Source organism: Nocardioides lijunqiniae (assembly GCF_015024225.1).
Taxonomy (GTDB): Bacteria; Actinomycetota; Actinomycetes; order Propionibacteriales; family Nocardioidaceae; genus Nocardioides; species Nocardioides lijunqiniae.
Genome location: NZ_JACJGM010000012.1, coordinates 52,395 through 76,456 on the forward strand (window position 1 = coordinate 52,395; position 24,062 = coordinate 76,456).

A 24,062-nucleotide genomic window follows, 5' to 3' on the forward strand; every position below is an offset into this window, starting at 1 on the left:
AGGCGAGAGAGACACCATGAGCGAGCAGCAGAGCGACACCGCCGGCGAGACCGGCCCCGACGCCGCGACGTACGACGTCGCCGCGACCGAGCGGAAGTGGCAGCCGGTCTGGGAGCAGCTCGAGCCCTTCCGCGCCGACGACGCGTCGCCGCGCGAGAAGAAGTACGCGCTGACGATGTTCCCCTACCCCAGCGGCGACCTGCACATGGGTCACGCCGAGGTGACGGCGCTGCACGACGTGATCGCCCGCTACTGGTGGCAGAAGGGCTACGAGGTCCTGAACCCCATGGGCTGGGACTCCTTCGGCCTGCCCGCCGAGAACGCCGCGATCCGCAACGACGCGCACCCCGCCGACTACACCTACGGCAACATCGCCACGCAGCTGCAGTCCTTCCGCCGCTACGGCGTGAGCTTCGACTGGTCGCGGCGCTTCAACACCTCCGACCCCGAGTACTACCGCTGGACGCAGTCGCTGTTCCTGAAGTTCCACGCCAAGGGGCTGGCCTACCGCAAGAACAGCTGGGTCAACTGGTGCCCGCACGACCAGACCGTGCTGGCCAACGAGCAGGTCGTCGACGGCGCCTGCGAGCGCTGCGGCGCCGAGGTCACCAAGCGCGAGCTGACCCAGTGGTACTTCCGCACCACGGCGTACGCCCAGGAGCTGCTGGACGGCCTGGACGACCTGCAGCCGACCTGGTCGGACAAGGTCGTCAACGCCCAGCGCAACTGGATCGGCCGCTCCGAGGGCGCGCACGTCGACTTCGTCGTCGAGGGTCGCTCCGAGCCGCTGACCGTCTACACCACGCGTCCGGACACGCTGTTCGGCGCGACGTTCATGGTGGTCGCCGCCGACGCGGCGCTGGCCTCGGAGCTGGTCACCGACGAGCAGCGCCCGGCGCTGGAGGACTACCTGGTCGAGGTCCGCAAGGAGACCGAGATCAACCGGCTGTCGACCGACCGGCCCAAGACCGGGGTCGACCTGGGCGTCCACGCGACCAACCCGCTGACCGGCACCCGGATCCCCGTCTACGCCGCCGACTACGTGCTGGCCGACTACGGCACCGGCGCGATCATGGCCGTGCCCGGGCAGGACCAGCGCGACTGGGAGTTCGCGCAGGTCTTCGACCTGCCGGTCGTGCGCACGGTCGAGCCGCCCGCCGACTGGGAGGGCCACGACACGATGGCGTTCACGGGCGACGGGCCGGCGATCAACTCCGCCAACGACGAGATCGACCTGTCCGGCATGGACATCGCCGCGGCGAAGTCCACGACGATCGCCTACCTGGAGGGCAAGGGCCTGGGCCGCGGCACGGTCAACTTCCGGCTGCGCGACTGGCTGCTGTCGCGCCAGCGCTACTGGGGCGCCCCGATCCCGATCATCCACTGCCCGGTCGACGGCGAGGTCCCGGTCCCGGAGGACCAGCTGCCCGTCGAGCTGCCCGAGCTGCGCGGGGCCGACCTGAAGCCGAAGGGCACCTCACCGCTGGGGGCGGCCACCGACTGGGTCAACGTCACCTGCCCGACGTGCGGCGGCCCGGCCACGCGCGACACCGACACCATGGACACCTTCGTCGACTCGTCCTGGTACTTCTTCCGCTACGTCTCCCCGCACGACGACACCCAGGCCTTCGACACCGACCTGGCCAACGCGTGGGGCCCGATCGACCTGTACGTCGGCGGCGACGAGCACGCCGTGCTGCACCTGCTGTACGCGCGCTTCTTCACCAAGGCGCTGCGCGACATGGGCATGGTCGACTGGGACGAGCCGTTCTCGGCGTACCTGTCCCAGGGCAAGGTCATCAACAACGGCCGCAAGATGAGCAAGTCGCTGGGCAACGGCGTCAGCCTGGGGGAGCAGCTGGAGGCCTTCGGCGTCGACGCCGTGCGGCTGACCCTGGTCTTCGCCGGTCCGCCCGAGGACAACATCGACTGGGCCGACATGTCGCCCGCCGGCTCGCTGCGCTTCCTGCAGCGCGCCTGGCGGCTGAGCGGCGACGTCACCAGCGAGCCCGGCGCCGACCCCGCCGGCGGCGACGCCGCGCTGCGCCGGCTGACCCACCGCACGCTGCACGACGCCGAGTCGCTGATCGAGATCCACCGCTTCAACGTGATGGTCGCCCGCACCATGGAGCTGGTCAACGCCACCCGCAAGGCCATCGACTCCGGCCCCGGCGGCGCCGACCCCGCCGTGCGCGAGGCCGTCGAGGCGGTCGCCATCCTGCTGTCGCTGGTGGCGCCGTACACCGCCGAGGAGATGTGGGACCGGCTGGGCCACGAGCCGACCGTGGCCCTCGCCGGCTGGCCCTCGGTCGACGAGGCGCTGCTGGTCGAGGAGTCCGTCACGGCCGTCGTGCAGGTGCAGGGCAAGGTCCGCGGCCGGCTGGAGGTGCCCCCGGGCATCTCCGAGGCCGAGCTGGAGGCGCTGGCCCTGGCCGACGAGGGCGTGGTGCGCGCGATCGACGGGCGCGAGATCCGCAAGGTCATCGTGCGCGCGCCCAAGCTGGTCAACATCGTCGTCTGAGCCCGGGCCGTTCGGGCTACTGTTCGCTCCATGTCGGTCGTCGTCGTCACGGACTCGACCGCCAGCCTCCCCCCGGAGCTGGCGGCCGAGCGCGGGATCATCGTGGTCCCGCTGCAGGTGGTCATCGGCGCGAGCTCCTACGACGAGGGCTCGGACGAGGCGACCCCGGAGCGGGTCGCGCAGGCGCTGCGGGAGTTCCGTCCCGTCAGCACGTCGCGGCCCGCGCCCCGGGCGATGCTCGACGCCTACGAGCGCGCGGCGCTCGCCGGCGCCAAGCAGATCGTCTCGGTGCACATCTCCGGCGACATGAGCGGCACCTTCGAGTCCGCCCAGCTGGCGGCCCGCGACGCCCCGGTGCGGGTGATCTGCGTCGACAGCCGCCAGGTCGGGGTCGCCACGGGCTACGCCGCGCTCGCCGCCGCCGACGCCATCGGCCAGGGCGCCTCCGTGGAGGCCGCCGCCGAGGCCGCCCGCACCCGCGCGGCCGCCTCCCGCTCGCTCTTCTACGTCGACACCCTCGAGTACCTGCGGCGCGGCGGCCGGATCGGCACCGCCTCCGCGCTCTTCGGCGGCGCCCTCGCGGTCAAGCCGCTGCTGCAGATCGACGACGGCGTCGTGGCGTCCCTGGAGAAGGTCCGCACCACCACCCGCGCGCTGGCCCGCCTCGAGGAGCTCGCCGTCGAGGCCGCCGGCTCCGGCCCGATCGACCTCTGCGTCGCCCACCTCGCCAACCCCGACCGTGCGGCGGTGCTCGTCGACCGGCTCTCCGACCGCCTCGCCGCCAACCTCGGCGGCCGCGAGGCCTGGTGCGGCGAGCTCGGCGCCGTCCTCGGCGCGCACGTTGGCCCGGGCATGATCGCCGTCTGCGTCGCGCCGCGCACGTAGCAGGGTTTTCAGCATCTGCTGGTAGACCAGCGCCTCTGGGGCAGAGTTCTGGCCCAGAACGTCAGGTATTTGCCCAGAAGGTCCGGCCGCGACGCCGTCAGGCCCGCGCTCGACCGACCGAACGAGCCGTCAGTCGTGCACAGGTACGCCGCCGCGAGGGGCCGTCCACACCCCGCGCCGCTGCCGGCGGCCGCCGTCCGGCCGGCTGCCTAGCGTCCCTCCCATGCGATCGCGACGAGCCCAGCAGGAGCACGACGAGGCGGTGGCGCGCAGGCTGGCCCAGCTGAGTGCCGAGCTGACCTCGACCCACCAGCCGCCGGGCCCGCACGGGCCGGACGAGCGCGGGCTGGCGCCCGCCGCCGGCGGCGAGTGGTGGGACGGTCACACCCGCATCGCCCCGGCCCGCCGTCCGCTCGTGGTGGTGGCTCCCGCGGACCCCGACCCGCCGCAGGGACCTCCGCCCACGAGGCCGGCGGTCCGGCCGCCCGCCCCGCCACCCGGCTTGCCGGAGGTCCCTGGGCCCTCGGTGCCGCCAGAGCCGCCCGTGCCGCCGGTGCCGCTCCCCGGACGGCACGCGGCTCGTCGTCGTCGGGTGCTGGCCGACGCCGTGCCCGAGCCGCTGCGCGGCCGGACGTGGCTGGGCCCCCTCCAGGTGACGGTCGTGGCGGTGCTGGTCGCCGTGGGGCTGGCCGTCACGACCTGGTGGGTGGTGCGCGGCGACCCCGAGCCGGTCTCCGTCGGCCCGACCCTCTCGCCGGTGAGCGACCCGCTGGTCTCGGTGGCCCAGGCGCCCGCGGGTGCGCCACCGCCCGCCCCGGCGCCGCCCGGGTCCGACCCCGGCACGACGAGCGGCGCGGCCACGACCGTGACCGTCGACGTCGCCGGCAAGGTGCGGCGTCCGGGCATCCAGGTCCTCGAGGCCGGGGCGCGCGTGGTCGACGCGATCGAGGCGGCGGGCGGCGCCCGGGCAGGGGTCGACCTGGCGTCGCTCAACCTCGCCCGGCTCCTCATCGACGGCGAGCAGGTGCTGGTGGGTGCCGCGCCCGCGTCGGTGCCGGGTGCGGCGCCTCCTCCCGCGCCCGGGGGCGGGAGCGCCTCGGCGCCGGTCAGCCTCAACACGGCCGGTCAGGCCGAGCTCGAGACGCTGCCCGAGGTGGGGCCCGTGACGGCACAGGCGATCCTCGCCTGGCGCACCGAGCACGGCGGCTTCTCGTCGGTCGACGAGCTGCTGGAGGTCGACGGCATCGGCGACGCCACCCTCGCCAAGATCGCTCCCTTCGTGACGATCTGACGAGGCACCCGGTGGGAGGGGCGGTCGCCGGGCACGACCTGCGGATGCCCGCCCTGGCGGCGGCCGGATGGCTGACCGGCATCGCCGCCCACCAGGTGGGCGGCTGGGTGTGGCCGGCGGTCGCGGTGGCCGGGGTGCTCGCGGCGAGACGCCGGTCCCCCACGCTCGTGGCGGTGGCGATGGTGGCGGCCGCGGTGGCCGCCTCGACGCTGCTGCGGGTGCAGGCGGTGAGCGACAACCCGGTGGGCACCCTGGCACAGGACCGGGCCGCCGCCACCCTGACCGGAACCGTCGCGTCGGACCCCCGTCCGGTGGCAGGCCGCTTTGCCGAGCAGGTGGTGCTCCGCCTCGAGGTGCGCACCGTCACGGGTCGCGGGCGCACCCACCGGCTCGCCACGCCGGTGCTCGTCATCGGCGGCCAGGCCTGGCGACACGCGGCGCTGGGGGCGACGGTGACGACCTCGGGCGTGCTGGTCCCGGCCGACGGCCACGACCTCGCGGGCGTCCTCACCTCCGCACGCGACCCCGCGGTGCGGGCGCCTCCCGACGCTTGGTGGCGCGGAGCCGCCACGGTGCGCGCGGGGATCCGCGACGCGGTGGCCCACCGGCCCGACGACCAACGGGCCCTGGTGCCGGCCCTGGTCGACGGGGACGACGCCGGCCTCGACCCGGGACTGACCGACGACTTCCGTACGACGGGCCTGACGCACCTCACGGCCGTCTCCGGGACCAACCTCACGCTGGTGGTCGGCTTCCTGCTGCTGCTCGCCCGCTGGTGCGGGGTCCGCGGGCGCTGGCTGCTGCTCGTCGGGGCCCTCGGGATCGTCGGGTTCGTGCTCCTGGCCCGCACCGAGCCCAGCGTGCTGCGGGCCGCGGTGATGGGGGCCATCGGGCTGGTCGCGATGGGCGTCGACGGCCGCAGGCGGGCGTTCCGGGCGCTCGGGGTGGCGGTCGCGGTGCTGCTGCTGGTGCAGCCGGGGCTGGCCATGACGGCCGGCTTCGCGCTGTCGGTCCTGGCCACCGCCGGCATCGTCGTCCTGGCGCCGCCCTGGCGCGACGCCCTGGCGCGCTGGCTGCCGCGCTGGGCGGCGGAGGCCGTGGCGGTCCCTGCCGCGGCCCAGGTGGCGTGCACGCCGGTGGTCGCCGGGCTCTCGGGCCAGGTGAGCCTGGTGGCGGTCGTCGCCAACCTCGTCGTGGCACCGGTCGTGGGCCCGGCGACCGTGCTGGGCCTCGCCGGTGGCCTGGTGGCGCTGGTCCACGCCCCGAGCGGGCGCCTCCTCGGCACGGGCGCCGCCTGGTGCGTCGGCTGGATCGTCGCGGTCGCCCGCCGCGGGGCCGACCTGCCCGGGGCCGCCCTCGACTGGGGCTCGGGCATCGTGGCGCTGGCGGTCCTGACGGCGTTGTGCGTCGGGCTGGTCCTGGTGCTCCCACGCGCGCTGCGCCACCCGGCGCCCGGCGCTGCCGTGCTGGTGCTCCTCGTCGTCGTCGTGACCGTGCGCCTGCCCACCCCCGGCTGGCCGGCCGACGGATGGGTGCTGGCGATGTGCGACGTCGGCCAGGGCGACGCCCTGGTCGTGCGGGCGGGCGCGTCGGCCGGCATCGTCGTCGACGCCGGCCCCGACGCCGGCGCGGTCGACGCCTGTCTTGACCGGCTGGACGTCGACGAGGTGCCCCTGGTCGTGCTGACCCACTTCCACGCCGACCACGTCGACGGGCTCAGCGGGGTGCTCGACGGACGTCGGGTGGGCGCCCTGGAGACGACCCGGATGCTCGACCCACCCGGCGGTGTGGCCCAGGTGGGGGAGCAGGCCGCCGCGGCGGGGCTGGTGCCTCAGCTCGCGCCGTTCGGCGTGACGCGCACGCTCGGCGCGGCGACCCTGCAGGTGCTCTGGCCTCCCTCCGACCGCACCGAGGTCGGCGCCGCCGACGGCAGCCGCGCCAACGACGCCAGCGTGGTGCTGCTGGTGGAGGTGCGCGGGGTGCGGGTCCTGCTGACCGGCGACCTGGAGCCCGAGGGTCAGGCCGCGCTGCGCGAGACCCTCGCGGGGCTGGACGTCGACGTGCTCAAGGTGCCCCACCACGGCAGCCGCTACCAGGACCTCGAGCTCCTGACCTCGCTGGGCGCCGAGGTCGCGCTGGTCTCGGTCGGCGCCGACAACGACTACGGCCACCCTGCGGAGGTGGTCCTGGAGGCGCTCAGCGCCGGCGGCAGCGAGGTCCTGCGCACCGACACCGACGGCGACGTGCTCGTGGTCCCCGACGGCGACGGGGTGTCGGTCGCGACCCGCTGAGCGCGCCGCCCCGGTCGGCGCGACCGTCGGCGGGCTGTGGGAGGCTGACCGCATGCGCGCCGGAGACGTCCTCGGTCGGGTCACCCTCGTGACCGGCAAGGAGGAGTTCCTCAACGAGCGCACCATCGCCGGGGTCCGCGCGGCGGTCCGCGCCCACGACCCGGAGGCCGAGCTGTCCGATACCATGGCCTCCGAGCTCACGCTCGGCACGCTGGGGGAGCTCTCCGCGCCGTCGCTGTTCTCGACCGTGCGGTGCGTGGTGGTCCGCAACCTCGAGCACCTGCCCGACGAGTCCGTCGACGGCCTCCTGGGCTACGCCGCCGCCCCGGCCGACGACGTCGCCCTGGTGCTGGCCCACGGTGGTGGACAGAAGGGCTCCGGCGTCCTCACCAAGCTGCGCAAGCTCGCCGGCGTGAGCGAGTCCAAGTCCGACGAGCTGCGGCCCTCGGAGTTCGCCGGCTTCGTGACGCACGAGGTCCGCCAGCTGGGCTCGGCGATCGACCAGGAGGCCGCGTCCTTCCTGGTGACCGCCGTCGGCCACGACCTGCGCTCGCTGTCGGCCGCCGCCCACCAGCTCACCAACGACTTCGTCGGCCAGCCGCTGACGGTCGAGCGGGTCAAGCAGTACTTCGGGGGGCGCGCCGAGGCCAAGTCCTTCGCGGTCGCCGACGCCGCGTTCTCCGGCAAGCGCCAGGCCGCGCTCGAGGAGCTGCGCTGGGCGCTGGACGGCGGGACTGCCTCGGTGCTCGTGACGTCGGCCTTCGCGGGCAGCGCCCGGGGCCTGGCCCGCTACCAGGGGGCGGTGCGCGGCATGCGCGACGCCGACCTGGCCCGTGAGGTGGGCGTCCCGCCCTGGAAGCTGCGCTCCATCCGCGAGCAGTCGCGGGGGTGGTCCGAGGCCGGGCTGGCGCAGGTCATCCGCGCCGTCGCCAAGGCCGACGCCGACATCAAGGGCGCCGCCAGCGACCCGTCCTACACCCTCGAGCGCCTGGTCCTCACGGTCACCGCCCTCCGCGACCACCGCTGATCCGTCGCGGCGACCCCGGCGGGCGGGTCGGGGCGAGGGGCCCTCAAATGACACTGACCCGCCCGACGGGTGTCGGGCGGGTCAGAGGGAAGGCGGGGTCAGAGCGACGCGGCCTTCTTGAAGATCGAGGACTTGCGGTTGGCAGCCTGGTTCTTGTGGATGACGCCCTTGGAGGCGGCCTTGTCCAGCTTGCGGGCGGCGTCGCGGCTGGCGATGATCGCCTGGTCCTTGTCGCCGGCCTCGGCGGCCTCGCGGAACTTGCGCACGGCGGTCTTGAGGTTGCTCTTGACCGCCTTGTTGCGCTCGTGCGCCTTGGCGCTCTGCTTGTTCCGCTTGATCTGGCTCTTGATGTTCGCCACAGGTGTGCCTTCGTCTCCGGGTGGATGCTGTCTCAGGTCTGGTGTGCGGTCGGCGCAGGTGCTGCCGGATCACGCGACGGACAAGATTAGCAGCGCGCCGCTCGGCCGCCCAAATCCCCCGCCCGCCGAGCGCGAGGTCACCAGCCGCGGCGCTCGCAGAGCCACTCCCAGACGACCTCGCCCTGCCAGCGCTGCGCGTCACGGAGGTACGGCGACGTCGGGGGGACCGGCTGGTCCGCCTGCTTCAGGAAGTACGCCGCCAGCAGCGCCAGCACGATGTCCACGTGCTCCGCGGGCACCTCGGCGGTCACCGGCGCCGCGGCCAGGGCGGCGTCGACGTCGAGGCCGTCGCCGCGCGGGCCGATCATCAGGAACACGGTGTCGAGCCAGGCGGCGCCCACGACCGGCCAGTTCCAGTCGCACAGCAGCGCGCTGCCGTCGGGCCGGACCAGGATGTTGTCGTCACGCACGTCGGTGTGCACCAGCGTGCTGCCGCCGGTCACGTCGGCGAAGCGGGCGGCCAGCGCCGCCGCCTCCTCCAGGTGCGGGAGGTCGGGCCGGGTGGCGCGCACGTGGTCCCAGCAGCCGGGGAAGTCCGCGAACTCGACGGAGAACACGTCGCCGCCGAGCGCGGGGGGCGCCGGTGTGAGCACCTCCGCCGCGCGCCCGAGCATCGCCACGGAGGCCTCCAGGTCGGCGGCGCGCCACGGGCGGCGCGGGTTGCGTGCCTGGACGTGCTCGAGCCCGAGGACCACCCAGTCGTCCGCGTCGTGCACCCACAGCAGCCGCGGGGCGGGTGCGTCGCGCGGGAGCGCGGCGAGCTTGCGCGCCTCCTCCCGGTAGGAGTGCGCGAACATCCGCTGCGCCTTGGCCGAGGCCGCCTTCACGAAGTGCCGCGTGCCGTCCTCGCAGGTCAGCACCGAGGCGAAGCCGGGCGTGAAGCCGGCGCCCTGGGAGCGCGCGTCGACCACCGGGGAGCCGCAGCGCCGCTCCACGAGCGCGCGGACGGACGGCGGCAGGTGCGCCCACTCGAGACGTCGCGCGGTCCGGCCGTGGGGGAGGGGGGACGGGATCACGCGGACATCCTCCGTCACGACCCGCAGGCGGTCGTCTCGGGCCAGGGCCGGTCAGCTCCCGAGCTCGGCCGGGTCCCACCCGCGCTGCGGCGTCGCACGTCGACGGCGAAGCGCCGCTCAGCGGTACGTCGGAAGGCCACCTGCACCGCCCGAGTCTCGACGTGGCGCAGCCGGCCCGGCAAACGGATTCTCACTCCCACCCATCGGCATGGGAGGATCGGGCATCGTGTCCACGCCGCCTGCCGCGCCCCCTCCGGGCCACACCGACCCCGCGATCATCCGCAACTTCTGCATCATCGCGCACATCGACCACGGCAAGTCGACGCTCGCCGACCGGATGCTGCAGCTGACCGGCGTCGTCGACGCCCGGGCCGCCCGGGCGCAGTACCTCGACCGGATGGACATCGAGCGCGAGCGCGGCATCACGATCAAGAGCCAGGCCGTGCGGATGCCCTGGACGGTCCCGGCCGGCAACGACCAGGGCGCCGAGCCCGGCACCTACGTGCTCAACATGATCGACACCCCCGGCCACGTCGACTTCACCTACGAGGTGTCCCGCTCGCTGGAGGCTTGCGAGGCCGCGGTGCTGCTCGTCGACGCCGCCCAGGGCATCGAGGCCCAGACGCTCGCCAACCTCTACCTCGCGCTCGCGGCCGACCTGCACATCATCCCGGTGCTCAACAAGATCGACCTGCCCTCCGCCCAGCCGGAGAAGTACGCCGCCGAGCTCGCCGGCATCATCGGCTGCGACCCCTCCGACGTGCTCCGGACCTCGGCCAAGACCGGCCTGGGCGTCGAGGCGCTGCTCAACGAGATCGTGAAGCAGACCCCCGCCCCTGTCGGCGATCCCGACGCCCCGCCGCGCGCGCTGATCTTCGACTCGGTCTACGACACCTACCGCGGCGTGGTCACCTACGTCCGGGTCGTCGACGGCAAGCTCAGCCACCGCGACCGCATCAAGATGATGTCCAACGGCGTCGTGCACGAGATGCTCGAGGTGGGCGTCATCAGCCCCGAGCCCGTCAAGTCCAGCGACCTGGGCGTCGGCGAGGTGGGCTACCTGATCACCGGCGTGAAGGACGTGCGCCAGTCGCGGGTCGGCGACACCGTCACGAGCCAGCACCACGGCGCCAGCGAGGCGCTCGGCGGCTACAAGCACCCGAACCCGATGGTCTACTCCGGGCTCTACCCGATCGACGGCGACGACTACCCGACGCTGCGCGACGCGCTCGAGCGCCTCCAGCTCAACGACGCCGCGCTGGCGTACGAGCCGGAGACCTCCGGAGCGCTCGGGTTCGGCTTCCGCTGCGGCTTCCTCGGCCTGCTCCACATGGAGATCGTGCGCGAGCGCCTCGAGCGCGAGTTCAACCTCGACCTGATCTCGACCGCCCCCAACGTGGTCTACGAGGTCGTCATGGAGGACGGCTCGGTCATCGAGGTGACCAACCCCAGCGAGTACCCCGACGGCAAGATCGCCGAGGTCCGCGAGCCCGTCGTGCGCGCCACGATCCTCAGCCCGTCCGACTTCATCGGCACGATCATGGAGCTTTGCCAGAACAAGCGCGGCAACCTGCAGGGCATGGACTACCTCTCCGAGGACCGTGTCGAGATGCGCTACACGCTGCCGATGGGCGAGATCGTCTTCGACTTCTTCGACGCGCTGAAGTCGCGCACCAAGGGCTACGCCTCGCTCGACTACGAGCGCTCCGGTGACCAGGCGGCCGACCTCGTGAAGGTCGACATCCTGCTCCAGGGCGAGCCCGTCGACGCGTTCTCGGCGATCGTGCACAAGGACGCCGCCTACTCCTACGGCGTGATGCTGGCGGGCAAGCTCAAGGAGCTCATCCCGCGCCAGCAGTTCGAGGTGCCGATCCAGGCAGCCATCGGTGCCCGCGTGATCGCCCGCGAGAACATCCGGGCCATCCGCAAGGACGTGCTCGCCAAGTGCTACGGCGGCGACATCACCCGCAAGCGCAAGCTGCTCGAGAAGCAGAAGGAGGGCAAGAAGCGGATGAAGATGGTCGGCCGCGTCGAGGTCCCCCAGGAGGCGTTCATCGCCGCCCTCTCCAACGCCCCCAGCGGCGAGAAGTCCGGGAAGAAGTAGCGCGGGTCACCCCCTCGCCCCCGTCACCCCCGGTGACTCCGCTCGTTCTTCGGGGAGTAGGACCGCGCCCGGACGGGTAGGTTGGTCCTCGTGACCGGTCGGCTCGACCGTCCTGTCGCGTCCGCACGAGGGTCCTGGGGGGCCTCACATCTATGGGGGATCCATGAGCACGACATCGCACGACACCATCGGTCCGCAGGTCGACCGCACGTTCCAGCAGCAGCTGGCCAGCCGGACGCCGACGCGTTTCCGGCACAACCTCGCCGGCCACCCGCTGCTCACGCTCGACGCGATCGCCGACCTCGGCGCCGAGCTGCCGCCCGCGTCGGTCTCCGCCGAGATCGGCGACAAGCCGCTGGCAGCCGGCTCCGCCGAGAGCGTCGCGGTCACGGTCGACGACATCGCGGCGCAGATCCGCGACATCGCGGTCAACAGCTCCTGGTTCACGCTGCTGCACATCCAGCAGTCCGAGCGCTACGAGGCGCTCATCGACGAGATCATCGACGGCATGGCCGCCACCTCGGGCCTGCCCGCCGCCAGCCTGCGCCGCCGGATGGGCTTCGTGTTCGCGAGCTCGCCCCAGGCCGTCACCGCCGCGCACTTCGACATCGAGCACAGCTTCTGCATGCAGCTCCACGGCACCCGACTCCTCGGCTTCGGCAAGTTCGCCGACGAGGAGCAGCGCGCCCGGCACATCAAGTCGTACTGGAACGGCGACTTCGGTCGCTTCGACACCCTGCCCGAGGTCACCGCGGAGTACGAGATCGGCCCGGGCGACGGCTGCTACATCCCGCCCTACACGCCGCACTGGATCAAGAACTACGACAACACGTCGCTCTCGATGACGGTCACGTTCTTCAACGACGACAACGAGGGCGAGTCCCTGGTGCAGGCGTTCAACACCAAGGTCGAGAAGCTCGGCGTCAGCCCGCGTCCCTACGGCGCCTCGTCGGGGCGCGACCGCGCCAAGGTCGGGTTCATGAAGGCCTACGGCGGCGCCAAGCGTCGGCTCGGTCTCGGAGGGACCGGAGGCGTCGGCTCCCATTGACCGCGGCGTGCCACCCGGCCACCACGGCCCGGGCCGCGAGGCCGTGACCCGCGCGCAGCCTCAGCACCGTCCGTGAGTGGTCCGCGAACGACCCCTTGTAGGGCTCGTCGCCGCGGAGCATGTCCAGCTCGCGGGCGCCCGCCCCGACGGCGTCGACGATCACGCGGTGGATCAGCACGGTCCCGGCGCTGCCGTGGGCGCGGTCCAGGGACCGCGCCACCTGGTAGAGGCTGAGCCGCTCGTCCGGGGTGAAGGCCAGGGACACCGCCACGACCTCGTCGGGGGAGGCCAGGACGTCGACGCGCGCCTCGTCGCGCGCGACCAGGTCCGCGAAGGCCGCCTGCAGCGTAGGCAGCTCCTCGAGCAGCGGGCCCCGCCCGTCGCGGGTCTCGTGCAGCCGCCGCAGCTCCTCGAAGGCCGCGGCCACGCCGTCGGCCGGCACCCGCGTGTGCACGTAGCCGTCCTCGGTCATCCGGCGGTCGGCCTTGCGGGTGGCGCGACGGAAGTTGGAGGACCGCGACGAGAGGTAGTCGCCCTCGTCGAGCGGCTGGTACGGCGCCAGGTCGAGCGCCTCGGCGGTCTCAGGCAGCGCGTCGGCCAGCCGCGACCCCTCCGCGAGGCCGACCAGGTCCAGGACCCGCGCGCCCGGCGCCGTGAACCACCCGCGCAGCGCCCGCTGGACGTCGGCCTCGCGACCCGGGGCGGCCAGGAGGTCCAGGTGGTCGGGGCACAGGACGCCCTGGCCGGCGAAGCGGTAGCGCGGCACGCCGAGGAGCCGGTCGCGCACCAGCGGGACACCGCCGAGCAGGCGTCCCTCCTCGAGGACGAGCACGGTCTCGGCAGCGGCCGGATCGGTCACCCTGCGCAGCCACGCGCTGCGGAGGAACGGGGACGGAAGTGGCTGCTGGGACAGGAGTGAGTCCCACTCCGCGGCGCGCGGACCCAGCTCGTCGACGACGAGCAGCGAGATCCCCCCGGGCGCCGGCACGGCACGACCCTAGTGGTCGTGCGACGACGTGACACTGCCCACCACGCTCGAGCCGGCTCCGGGGTGGTGACGACGCCCGGCTCGACCTATGGTGTAGGGAGCTAGAAGGTCCGTCCGCGCGCCTCGGTGCCGCGGCCGGACCGACCAACTGGGGGGATACGACAAGCATGTCTGACGACACGAAGACCGCCGAGCACGCGTCGATGATCCGACGCGCGGCCACACCGTCCGAGCAGGTCCCGGCATCCGCGGAGACCACGCAGCCGGGCGAGACCGAGACGCCGAGCCCGTCGGCCGAGGCGCCGGAGGCGCCCGCCGACCTCGCCGCCGAGGCGCCCACCGTGGCTGCCGCGGAGGCGGCGGTGGCCGTGCAGGCCGCCGACGCCGAGGCGTCGACCGGCGTGCCGCTGAGCGCCGGCGAGCGCGCGAAGGCCCTGCGCCAGACCCTGAGCGGGCTGCGCGAGGTGGACGCCCTGCGCGCCGAGGCCAACCGCATCAAGGAGCAGGCGACCGCCGAGGCCGACCAGATCCTCACGCAGGCACAGGCCCTCTCGACCGAGATGCGGGTCGAGGCCATCGACGAGGCGGCGGAGATCGTCTCGCGTGCCCACGCGGAGGCCGACGGCGTGCGTCAGCGCACCGAGGACGCCCTCGGCGAGCTGCGCGCGGGGTTCCAGGACGTCGAGAGCCACCTGCAGGTGGCGCTCCGCTCCGTCGGCACCATGCTCGGCACCCTCGACGGGGTCCGCACGCCGCCGGCGACCCCGGCTCCGGCTCCGGCCGCCGAGCCCGTCTCGACGCTGCCCGACGTCGTGCCGCCCGAGCCGTACGCCGCCGAGCGCACCGCCGAGACGCAGGTCGTGCCGCACGACACGACGTACCTCCAGCGCGAGGAGCGCCGGGACGAGCAGGGCGCCCGTCCGCTCGGCTGGCTCTTCCGCGCCAGCTCGCAGGCCTGAGCCACCCGCTCCCGGTGGCCCGGGCTCCGCGGTCGTCTCAGGCCGCGCAGTCCGGGGCCGGGTGCTCGGCGTCCTCGCCGACCGGGTAGGCCACCATCGACTCGACCGTCGTCCCCGCCGGCAGCGGGTGGTACAGCTGCATCTGGATGCGGCGCGGGGTGCCGGCCTTGAAGCAGGTCCAGCGGCCCGACACGACGGCGATGAAGTCGCCGTCCGGCCCGTCGAGGAAGGCCTGCACCACGGCCTGACCCACCGGGCTCGCGGGGGACGTCACGTCCGCGACGACGACCGCGCCCAGGGTGTTGGAGGTCATGGTGACCGGGGCACCCCGCATCGCCGGGACCGGCGCGGTCTGCCCGGTCCGCCAGGCCACGTCGCGGTAGGCCACGTCGACCTCGGCCACCTGACCGGCGTCGACGCCCACGTCGAAGTAGAAGCCGTACTCCTGGTCGGGCTGAAGGTCGTAGACCGTGCAGCAGGTGCCCTTCTTCTCGGACGAGGTGGACGAGCCCACCGTCGCGCCGTCGGCGTCGCGCGCCACGAACTCGGCGGTCGCGTGGCGCAGGGTGCGCTCGCCGGGGTTGCGCACGACCACCGAGAGCATCCCGTCGACCTCGCCCCACGAGACGGTCTCCAGCAGCGGCGACACGAGCTTCGCGGACAGCTCGGGGTCGGTGACCTGCTCGCCGGACAGCTGTGCGGAGATGTCGGAGCAACCGGACAAGGTGAGGAGGCCCACGAGGCCCCCCACGACGGTCATGACGAAGCGGCTGCGCATCGATCCCCCCAGATCCGTCGGCTGCCGGAAATGCCCCGGCGCGCCTATCCTAGGCAGGTACGCCGCGACAAGGGGACCGGTCCACGGTCCGACGACGCTGACGCAGGCTGCGACACGGTGGGGGGACCACATGGCACGGGGGGCACGATCGGCGCTCGAACCTGCCCTTCCGACCCCGGACGACGGCGGCTCCGCGCGCGCCGCGACGGCTCCCCACTGGACGGTCGGCGACCGGCTCGCGGCCTTCGCCGTGCTGCTGCCGGCATCCCCTCCGGGTCCGGTCGTGCTGGCGCTGACCGACGAGCTGACCCCGCACCTGCTGGCCGCCTACCCCGGCGCCACGGCGCTCCCGGCCCGCTGGACCGCCGGTGACGACGCCCCGACCGGTGCCGGCATGGTCGTCGTCGACGCGCGCGCCCACGACCCCGAGAGCGTCCGGGGGCTGCTCGCCGCCGACGGCGTGCTGGCCGTCCTGGGCGAGACCGGCGACCACGTCGTGCACCCCAGCGCCGAGAGCCCGGAGGTCGTGTGGCGCCGCGGCTGGCCGGTCAACGTCACCAGCGGTCCCGTCCCGTGGCTGCGTCGCCGGGCCACCCTGGCGGTCGGCCGACCGGCGTCCGCGCCGCGACTGAGCCTCCACGGGCCCGCCCTGCCCACGCTGGCCGACGCGGTCATCGAGGACCTCGAGCGCGCCACCGGCCTGGGCGGGCGGCTCGTCGGGGTCGCGACGGCCGGCCACGCCGTGCTGCGCGTGCGACGTCCCGACGGCGACGTGGCCGTCCGGGTCTCGGTCACCGATCCCGACCGCGACCGCGACGCCGACAACGACCGCGCCAGCCAGGTGCTCGAGCAGGTCCCCGCGATGGCGGACTACCTGCCCGCCGTGGTGGCTCGCGGCCGCACCCACGAGCGCCCCTGGGTGGCCACGGAGTGGACCCCGCGCCACCGCGGCACCCTCAGCTGGCCCTGGCCGAGCCCCGAGCAGCAGTGGCAGGTCGCCGAGGACGTGGCCGGGGTGCTGTCGGACCACGTCACCGGCGCGACCGCCGTCGGCTGGGCCGACCGCTGGATCTCGGCGGCGGCCGTCGTGCCGGCCCCGCAGCGGGCCCGCTGGACGACGGTGCTGCGGGACCTGGAGGACGGGCTGCCGACGACGTGGTGCCACGGCGACCTGTGGCCCGGCAACGTGCTCATCGACGGCGCCACGCGCACGGTCATCGACTGGGACAACGCCTCTCCCGACGCCCCGCAGGGCATGGACGACCTGCTGATGCCCGCGCTGCGCGGCGCCGGCGACTCCGCCCGCCTCCCGACCGAGCGCATCCTGGCCCTGGTCGACGACGTCGAGCCCCTGGCCGGCACCGTTGTCGCGGGCCGTCGCTGGGCCGACTGGGACCGCCCGACGCGGCTGGCGCTGGCGGTGGCGGCGATCGTGCTCTACCTGCGCAACCGCTCCCTGCACGACCTGGGCGAGGAGACGCTGACCCGTCACCTCGACGCGGTCGACGCCGCGCTGGTGCCCCGCGCCGAGGCCGATGCTGAGACGGACGAGGCGTCCGTTCCTCCGGCGTCCTCCGGCGAGGCCGCCCGGACCGCCCGCGGCGCCCTGTGGTTGGCGACCAACGGCGTCGTCGTCAAGGGCTCGCAGACGATCGTGCTGCTGACGCTCGCGGCCATGCTGGCGCCCTCGTCGCTCGGACTCGTCGCCCTCGGCACCCTGGTCGCCAACGTCTCCCTCGTCGTCACCAGCCTCGGCACCGCCTCCGCGCTCGTCTACTGGCGCGGCGACGTGATGCGCGCCGCCCGCACCGCGGTGACCGTCGGGGCCGCGATGGGCGCCGTGCTCGCCGGCATGCTGTGGCTCGCCGCTCCGTGGCTGGCCACCGCCCTGAAGGCCGAGGACGGCGGTGCGGCGGTGATCCGGGGCCTGACCGTCACGCTGCCCTTCGTGGCCGTGGCGGCGGTGACCAACGAGCTGCTGCGGCGTCGCCTGGAGTTCCTGCGGCGGATCATCCCCGACACCGTGTCCTCGATGGTGGGCGCCGTCGTGGCCATCGGTCTGGTGACGCAGGGCAGCGGCGTGATGGCGCTCGTCGTGGGGCAGGTCGTCCAGGCGGTGCTCACCCTCGCGCTCAGCTGGGTCGTGCACCCGCCGGTGCTGCCCGGGTGGAACACCGAGGACGCGCGCGGCCTGCTGTCCTACGGCGGCCCCTACGCCGGCGCCAACCTCCTGGAGCTGGTGCAGCTCAACGTCGACTACCTGATCGTCGCGCGGGTGCTCGGCGCGGTCGCCCTGGGGCAGTACTCCCTCGGCTTCCGCCTGGCCTTCATGCCCTACCTGATGATCGTCGTGGTCACCACGGGAGCGGCGTTCCCCTACCTGTGCCGGATGCGCGGCCAGGACCTCGGGCGCGCGGCGACGGTCGTGATGACCGTGACGCTGACCCTGATCGCCCCGCTGTGCGTCGGCCTCGCGGTCTTCTCCGACCACCTCGTCCTGCTGGGCGACAAGTGGTCCCCCGGGGTGCCGGTGGTCGGCTGGCTCGCGCTGTACGCCGCGCTGCTCAGCGTCGGGCAGCTCGTGCAGACCTCGCTCAACGCCGCGGGACGCCCCGGCGTCTCGATGATGCTGCGCCTGACCCACCTGCTCCTGCTGCTCGGCACGCTGCTGAGCGTCGCGCACCGCGGCATCACCGCCGTGGCCGTGGGCCAGGTCGCGGCCGCCACCGTCGTGTCGGTGGTCGCCCTGGTGCTCGCGCGCGTCTTCGTCAGCGGCTTCTCGCTGCGCCGCCTCGCGCTCTCGCTGCGGCCCGCGGCCACGGGCGCGCTGGTCATGACGGTGGTCGTCCTGGCGGTGCGCCACCTGTTCCCGGTCGACGAGCCGTCGCTGCTCAACCTCCTCGTCGTCGGCACCATCGGGGTCCTCGCCTTCGCGGCCCCGGTCTGGGTCCTGGACCGCGAGCACCTGCGCGACGCCGGCCGCCTGCTGAGGAGGCCGGCATGAGACCCGAGCTCCGCGCCATGGGCCACGCCCTGCGGCCGTTCACCGCCGCGGCCCGCCGCCTGCGCCGCCAGCCCGGGCTGACGCTCATCGGCTGGCACCGCGTCGACGACTTCTGCGGCGACCTCTCGACGCCCGTCGACAGCTTCCGCCGCCACCTCGACGAGCTCGAGGCCTGGGGAGCGCACGTGCTCCCGCTGGACGAGGCGGTCGCCCGCCTCGACGCGGGCACGCTTCCGGACCGCGCGGTCGCCCTCACCTTCGACGACGGCTACGCCAGCGTCGTGGAGGTGGCGTGGCCGATGCTGAAGGAGCGCGGTCTCCCGGCCACGCTGTACGCGGTCTCGGGCTACCTCGGGTCGGACCGTCGCCTGCCCTGGGACCTCGGTCAGCCCGACCACGACGGGCTCCGGCTGGTCAGCGCCGACGGGCTGGTCGCCGCCTGCGAGGACGGGCTCGACATCGGGTCCCACACGGTGAGCCACCCGTGGCTGCCGCGGCTGGGCACCCGGGAGCTGCGGCGCGAGCTGGAGGAGTCGAAGCTCGCGCTCGAGGACCTGCTCGGCCGCGCCGTCACGTCGGTGGCCTACCCGACCGGTGGGTGGGACCCCGGCGTACGCCGTGCGGCCGAGGAGGCCGGCTACGCCACCGGCATCACCGTCGACCGCGGCCTCAACACCGCCCGGACCCCGAAGCACTCGCTGCGCCGGGCCTTCGTGCCGCACGACCCGCGCAACGTCCGGCCGCTGCTCGACGGCGGCTACACGGTGCTGCGCCCCCTGGACACCCTGCGCCGCCAGGAGACCCCGTGGTGAGCACGGCGTCGGCGACCAGGTCGGGCCGGGGCATCGTCGTCGGGGCGGTGGCGGCCGCGCCGGTGCTGGGGCTGCTCGCCGGCTTCGCCCCCGTGGCGGCGCTGCTCGGGGTGATCGCCCTCGTGGTGGTCGTGGCCCTGCTGCTCCGCGTGGAGTGGGCCGCCCTCGCCGTCGTCGGCACGGCGGTCTTCGAGGACTACCTCGCGCCGGTCGACCCCCGGGTGATGAAGGCGCTGGCCCTGCTCCTCGTGGGCTCCTGGATGCTGCGCCGGTGCACCGGCCGCCTGCATGACGGCGGCCGCAGCACCGTGCTGGCGTGCGCGCTCGCGTTCGTCGCCGTCCTGCTCGCCGCGACGGCGCTGCACACCAACGGCCAGGCCAGCATCGACGTGCTCCTGCGCTACGCCGGCTTCCTCGCCGTGCTCGCCGTCCTCACCGACGTGATGCGCGCCGGACTGGCGCCCGCCCGCGTCGCGCGTGTCTACGTGCTGTCGTGCACCGTGGCCTCGGCCTGCGGGATCACGGAGTACATCATGGGCGAGGACCGGCGCGTGGGCGGCCCGATCGGCGACCCCAACGACCTCGCGTTCTTCCTGCTGGCGGCGCTGCCCCTGGCCTTCGCGCTGCGCGGCTCGGCGCGACGGGCGTGGGTCTACGACCTCGCCGCCGGCGTCATCCTGCTCGCCGTGCTCGGGACGCTGTCGCGCGGCGCCCTGGTCGGGATCGCGCTGATCGCCGTCGCAGCACTGCTGATGGGGCTGATCCGCTGGAAGGTGGCGCTCGGCTTCGCCGCGCTCACGGTCGTCGGCCTGCTCGTCGTCCTGACCGCGTTCCCGCAGATGATCGACACCAGCCTGTCGCAGAAGGGCCACGTGGCCGACCAGAACGTCTCCGAGCGGCTCGACCTGTGGCAGTCCGCCGGGCGCATGACGCTGGAGAACCCCGTCCTGGGGCTGGGGCCGGGCGCGTTCAGCCAGCAGCACCGCGACTTCGCCGACTCCCTGCCGATCAACATCAACCACACCCTCGACGTCGCCCACAACACCTACCTCGAGGTGTCCTCGGAGACCGGCGTGGTGGGCCTCCTCGTCTTCCTCTCGATCCTGGTCACGGCCTACGCCGGCGCCCGCTCGCACTGGCGGCGCACCGGCGACCCGCTCGGGGCCGCGGTGTGCGTCGCGCTGCTCGGCACGGCGGTCGCGGCGGCGTTCGTCACCGAGCAGTACTTCCTGCCCCTGTGGCTGCTCGCGGCCCTGGGGGCGGCGCTCGGTGCTGCCGTCGCGCCGGCGCGGGAGTGAGCGGCATGCGCGTCGTCCAGCTCCTGACCCAGCGGACCGGGGGACCGGTCGACCACGCGGTCGACGTGGCCGTCGGGATGGCCGGCCGGGGTCACGAGAGCCACGTCGTCGGGCCCGAGTCCGACGGCACCGCCCGCGCCCGTGCCGCCGGCGTCACCTGGCACCCCCTGGAGATGGCCACCAAGCAGGACGTCGGCGGCGGCGCGGCGGTCGCGCGTCGCCTCGTCTCCCTCCGCCCCGACGTGCTGCACCTGCAGGACCGGCGCGCGGGCTGGATCGGGAGGCTCCTGGCGCGCCGCCTCCGCGGGGCCGGGATCGTCTACACGCTCCACGGGGTGGCCGACGGTCTCTCCGACCTGGTGCCCGGCAACGCCCTGGCGGCCCCGCGGCGGCGCCGCGACCGCTGGTACTACCTCGACGGCGAGCGGGCCGTGACCCGGTGGAGCGGCGCGCGCGTGGTGGTCCCCAGCGCGGCGGTCGCGAGCTTCGCCCTGGAGCACGTCCGGCTCGACCCCGACCGCGTCGACGTCGTGCCCAACGGCGTCGACCCGGTCCGCTTCGCGCCCGCGGGCGCATCGCCACGGCGTCCGCCCACGGCGCTGTGGCTGGGCGTCCTGGGCGAGGTCAAGCGCGTCGACGTCCTGCTGGACGCCGCCGAGCGGGTGCCCGACCTGCGGCTCCTCGTGGCGGGGGACGGGCCCCTGCTGCCGGAGGTCGAGCGCCGCGCGGCGCAGCCCGGCCTCGCCGGTCGGGTCTCGCTCCTGGGCCGCGTCCACGACCCGGCGCCGCTCTTCGCGGACGCCGACCTCTTCGCGCTCACCTCCGCGGCCGAGAACTGCCCGCTGGCGCTGCTCCAGGCCATGGCCTCCGGCCTGCCCGCGGTGGCCTCGGCCGTCGGTGGCGTGCCCGAGGTGCTCCGCGACGGCGTGGACGGCCTGCTGTGCCCGGCCGGCGACGTGCCCGGGTTCGCCGCCGCGCTCGGCTCGCTGGCGGCGGACGCGTCGGCCCGCCGGCGGATGGGGGACTCCGCCCGCGCCCGCATCCTCGAGGGCTACACGGAGGACCACTGCCTCGACGGCCTGCTGGAGAGCTATGCGAGGGCCCGGTCGTGCGCGCGCTGATGGTGGTGGCCGAGCTCGGCTCCGGTGGCGCCGAGACGATGGTCGACGACCTCGCCCGCGGGCTCACGGCGCAAGGGGACGACGTCACCGCCGTGAGCAACGGTGGCTGGCGCGCCGAGCTGCTGGCGGCCGACGGTCTCGCCACGCTGACCGTGCCCCTGCGCGCCCGCGACCCGCGCTCGCTGCTGCGTGCGGTGCTGGCGATCCGCCGGGAGGCGCGCCGTCGGCCCGTCGACGTCGTGCACGCCCACAACGTGCGGGCCGCGCTCGCCGCCCGCCTGGGCACCCAGCGGCTGCGACGACGACCGCCGCTGGTGTGCACCGTCCACGGCCTCGCCGACGAGGACTACCCGCAGGCGGCCCGCCTGCTGGGCAGGTGCGCCGACCTGGTCGTCGCGGTGTCGGGCGACGTGCGCGACCGGCTCGTCGAGGCGGGCCTCGACCCGGGCGCGGTGCAGGTGGTCGAGAACGCCACCGCCGGGGTGGAGACGCCCGACCGGGCCGCCGCCCGCCGTGAGCTGGGGCTGGACCCCGACCGTGCGGCGGCGCTGTGCGTGGCCCGCCTCGCGGCCCCCAAGCGGCACGACCTCCTCGTCGCCGCGTGGGGGAGCCTCCCCGGCGACGCCCTGCTCCTGGTGGCCGGCGACGGCCCCGAGCGCGAGAACGTCGCCCGCCTCGTGGCGGAGGCCGGGCTGACCGAGCGGATCACCCTGCTCGGGGACCGGCGCGACGTCGACCGGCTCCTGGCGGCCAGCGACGCGCTGGTGCTGGCCAGCGACCGCGAGGGGTTGCCGGTGAGCGTGCTCGAGGCGATGTCCGCCGGCGTGCCGGTCGTGGCCTCCGCCGTGGGCGGCCTCCTGGCGCTGGACGCCGCGACGGTGGAGCTGGTGGTGCCGGGATCTGCAGCCGACCTGGCCCGCGGTGTCTCCCGGGTGCTCGACGACCCGGTCAGGCACGCGGCCCTGAGCGCGGCGGGGCGTGCGCTGTGGGAGGAGCGGTTCACGTCGGCGGCGATGCTGGCGGCGTACCGGGGCCTCTACGCCGTCGTCGCCGGTTAGCCCGAGTGGGCGCCGTCACGTAGGCTGGGGGGCGCTCGTTGGTCTGGTCCACCGGCACTCGAACCGGTCGGGGACTGACCTCGTGCACGTGTGTCTCACACGGGGGGCAGTACGGCCGGAGTCCCCTCCGGTCGGCTAGGGGATGTACCGGCACGAGTGAGGATGACCAGTGGAGCTGCGTGACATCGGGGGGGCGCTGTGGCGCCAGAAGGTGCTGGTGGTGCTGATCCTGGCACTGACCGGTGCCGCAGTGGCGGCGGGGCTCATGGCCGCGCCGAAGGTCTACACGTCCACGGCCACCGTCGCGGCCACGGCCGCGCCGGAGAGCACGACCAGCAGCGAGGACCTCAACTCCCTGCGCGGGACGCTGGGAGAGATCTCCAACTCGCGCGCCGTCCTGGAGGACGTGCGTTCCCGGCTGGACGTCGACCGCTCGCTCGAGCAGCTGCGCGGCTCGATCAGCGGCATGTGGGTCGACGGGACGATCCTGGTCCAGATCACGGTCGAGGACCAGGACCCCAAGAGCGCCGCGCGCATCGCCAACATCGTCGCCGACGTGCTCCCGCTGCACGACCCGAGCAACGGCGCCTTCCTCTTCAGCACCAGCAATCCCGCGCAGCCGCCGGCGACGTACTCCAGCCCGAACCTGCTGCTGGGCATCGGCGTCGGAGCGCTGCTGGCGGTGATCCTCGCGGTCTCCGCCGCCCTGCTGCGCGACCGGCGGGGGCGCAACATGGACGGCCCCGCCGACATCGCGGAGGCGGCCGTCGCCCCCGTGCTGGCGCAGGTGGCCGCACCGCGCGACCCCACGACGCTGCCCGCGCTCTATCCCGGCACCAGCGCCGCCGCCGTCTTCCGCCAGCTCCGCATCGCGCTCGAGGCCGAGGCGAGCCACGACCCGGTCAGCCGGGTCGTGGTCACCGGGGTGACCAGCGCCGACGTCAACGTCTGGCTGGGCGCCAACCTGGCGATCTCCCTGGCCAACGTCGGGCGCAAGGTCCTGCTGGTCGACGGCCGGATGGGTGAGCGCCACGGCAAGCCGATCGTCGGGGGACCGGACACCGCCGGTCTCTACGACGTCCTCAACGGCGCCGACCTCGACTCCGCGCTCAGCCCCGGCCCCGTCGGCGAGCTGACCGTCCTGCCCTCGGGCAGCTGGGGCGGGGAGCCCACCGAGACGCTGATCGAGACGCGCTTCGCCGACGCCATGGCCCAGATGTCCGCCCGCTTCGACGTGGTCGTGGTCCTGGCGCCGCCCCTGGACGTGTGCGACGACGCGCGGGTGATGGCCATGGGTGGCTCGATGCTGCTCGCCGTCCCCGAGGGCGCGGTCTCCGCCGACCAGCTGCGCCTGCACTCCGAGCGGGTCCGCGCCGTCGGCGTACGGCTGCTCGGGACCGTCCTGGTCACGCGCCGCTCCGAGCGGGTCCCCGGCTGAGCGG

General features: G+C 74.3%; 18 protein-coding genes. 14 read left to right on the plus strand and 4 right to left on the minus strand.

Annotated elements, in window-relative coordinates; genetic code table 11:
• Positions 1-16: 16 nt before the first annotated feature.
• The 5 genes from leuS to holA all read left to right on the plus strand — a co-directional run bounded on the left by leuS (position 17) and on the right by holA (position 8,015).
• On the plus strand, positions 17-2,521 hold the full coding sequence (gene leuS / locus IRQ30_RS09485) for a leucine--tRNA ligase (RefSeq protein WP_193612667.1): 2,505 nt from the start codon (positions 17-19) through the stop codon (positions 2,519-2,521).
• A 30-nt stretch (positions 2,522-2,551) separates the two neighbouring features.
• Positions 2,552-3,406 carry a DegV family protein gene (locus IRQ30_RS09490; protein WP_193612668.1) on the plus strand — a complete coding sequence of 285 codons (855 nt, stop codon included), beginning with the start codon at positions 2,552-2,554 and terminating at the stop codon, positions 3,404-3,406.
• 223 nt (positions 3,407-3,629) lie between these two features.
• Entirely contained in the window at positions 3,630-4,697 is a 1,068-nt protein-coding gene (locus IRQ30_RS09495) for a ComEA family DNA-binding protein (RefSeq protein WP_227467316.1), read from the plus strand.
• A gap of 11 nt (positions 4,698-4,708) precedes the next feature.
• Entirely contained in the window at positions 4,709-6,988 is a 2,280-nt protein-coding gene (locus tag IRQ30_RS09500) for a ComEC/Rec2 family competence protein (RefSeq protein ID WP_338089641.1), read from the plus strand.
• 52 nt (positions 6,989-7,040) lie between these two features.
• Positions 7,041-8,015 carry a DNA polymerase III subunit delta gene (holA, locus tag IRQ30_RS09505; RefSeq protein WP_193612669.1) on the plus strand — a complete coding sequence of 325 codons (975 nt, stop codon included), beginning with the start codon at positions 7,041-7,043 and terminating at the stop codon, positions 8,013-8,015.
• A 98-nt stretch (positions 8,016-8,113) separates the two neighbouring features.
• Here holA and rpsT read toward each other — a convergent pair whose 3' ends face one another.
• Positions 8,114-8,374, minus strand: coding sequence for a 30S ribosomal protein S20 (rpsT, locus tag IRQ30_RS09510; protein WP_193609109.1), 261 nt, complete (start codon positions 8,372-8,374; stop codon positions 8,114-8,116).
• Between the two features lie 137 nt (positions 8,375-8,511).
• Positions 8,512-9,450, minus strand: coding sequence for a phosphotransferase family protein (locus tag IRQ30_RS09515; protein ID WP_338089642.1), 939 nt, complete (start codon positions 9,448-9,450; stop codon positions 8,512-8,514).
• 226 nt (positions 9,451-9,676) lie between these two features.
• On the opposite strand from IRQ30_RS09515, the gene lepA reads away from it, so the two are divergent.
• Positions 9,677-11,554, plus strand: coding sequence for a translation elongation factor 4 (gene lepA / locus IRQ30_RS09520; RefSeq protein WP_420827600.1), 1,878 nt, complete (start codon positions 9,677-9,679; stop codon positions 11,552-11,554).
• 163 nt (positions 11,555-11,717) lie between these two features.
• Entirely contained in the window at positions 11,718-12,602 is an 885-nt protein-coding gene (locus IRQ30_RS09525) for a JmjC domain-containing protein (RefSeq protein ID WP_193612672.1), read from the plus strand.
• Here IRQ30_RS09525 and IRQ30_RS24170 read toward each other — a convergent pair.
• Positions 12,532-13,590: a GNAT family N-acetyltransferase gene (locus IRQ30_RS24170; RefSeq protein ID WP_193612673.1), complete on the minus strand. Its 1,059-nt coding sequence runs from the start codon at positions 13,588-13,590 to the stop codon at positions 12,532-12,534. The genes IRQ30_RS09525 and IRQ30_RS24170 overlap by 71 nt on opposite strands.
• A gap of 167 nt (positions 13,591-13,757) precedes the next feature.
• Between IRQ30_RS24170 and IRQ30_RS09535 the strand changes: the two genes are divergently transcribed.
• Positions 13,758-14,549 (plus strand): hypothetical protein, encoded by a 792-nt coding sequence (locus IRQ30_RS09535; RefSeq protein ID WP_193612674.1) that lies wholly within the window; start codon positions 13,758-13,760, stop codon positions 14,547-14,549.
• Positions 14,550-14,586: 37 nt separating this feature from the next.
• Here IRQ30_RS09535 and IRQ30_RS09540 read toward each other — a convergent pair whose 3' ends face one another.
• On the minus strand, positions 14,587-15,327 hold the full coding sequence (locus IRQ30_RS09540) for a hypothetical protein (protein ID WP_193612675.1): 741 nt from the start codon (positions 15,325-15,327) through the stop codon (positions 14,587-14,589).
• Positions 15,328-15,457: 130 nt separating this feature from the next.
• On the opposite strand from IRQ30_RS09540, the gene IRQ30_RS09545 reads away from it, so the two are divergent.
• The 6 genes from IRQ30_RS09545 to IRQ30_RS09570 all read left to right on the plus strand — a co-directional run bounded on the left by IRQ30_RS09545 (position 15,458) and on the right by IRQ30_RS09570 (position 24,058).
• The gene (locus IRQ30_RS09545; protein ID WP_193612676.1) at positions 15,458-18,331 is read left to right on the plus strand and encodes an oligosaccharide flippase family protein; all 2,874 of its coding nucleotides are present in this window, start codon (positions 15,458-15,460) and stop codon (positions 18,329-18,331) included.
• Positions 18,328-19,143, plus strand: coding sequence for a polysaccharide deacetylase family protein (locus tag IRQ30_RS09550; RefSeq protein ID WP_193612677.1), 816 nt, complete (start codon positions 18,328-18,330; stop codon positions 19,141-19,143). Before IRQ30_RS09545 ends, IRQ30_RS09550 begins: the two co-directional genes overlap by 4 nt.
• A complete protein-coding gene (locus IRQ30_RS24175) occupies positions 19,140-20,441 on the plus strand; it encodes an O-antigen ligase family protein (RefSeq protein WP_193612678.1) in 1,302 nt (433 codons plus the stop codon). Before IRQ30_RS09550 ends, IRQ30_RS24175 begins: the two co-directional genes overlap by 4 nt.
• A gap of 5 nt (positions 20,442-20,446) precedes the next feature.
• Positions 20,447-21,562, plus strand: a complete 1,116-nt coding sequence (locus IRQ30_RS09560; protein ID WP_193612679.1) for a glycosyltransferase family 4 protein — start codon at positions 20,447-20,449, stop codon at positions 21,560-21,562.
• The gene (locus IRQ30_RS09565) at positions 21,550-22,620 is read left to right on the plus strand and encodes a glycosyltransferase (protein WP_193612680.1); all 1,071 of its coding nucleotides are present in this window, start codon (positions 21,550-21,552) and stop codon (positions 22,618-22,620) included. Before IRQ30_RS09560 ends, IRQ30_RS09565 begins: the two co-directional genes overlap by 13 nt.
• Positions 22,621-22,789: 169 nt before the next feature.
• Positions 22,790-24,058, plus strand: a complete 1,269-nt coding sequence (locus IRQ30_RS09570; protein WP_193612681.1) for a Wzz/FepE/Etk N-terminal domain-containing protein — start codon at positions 22,790-22,792, stop codon at positions 24,056-24,058.
• Positions 24,059-24,062: the final 4 nt, after the last annotated feature.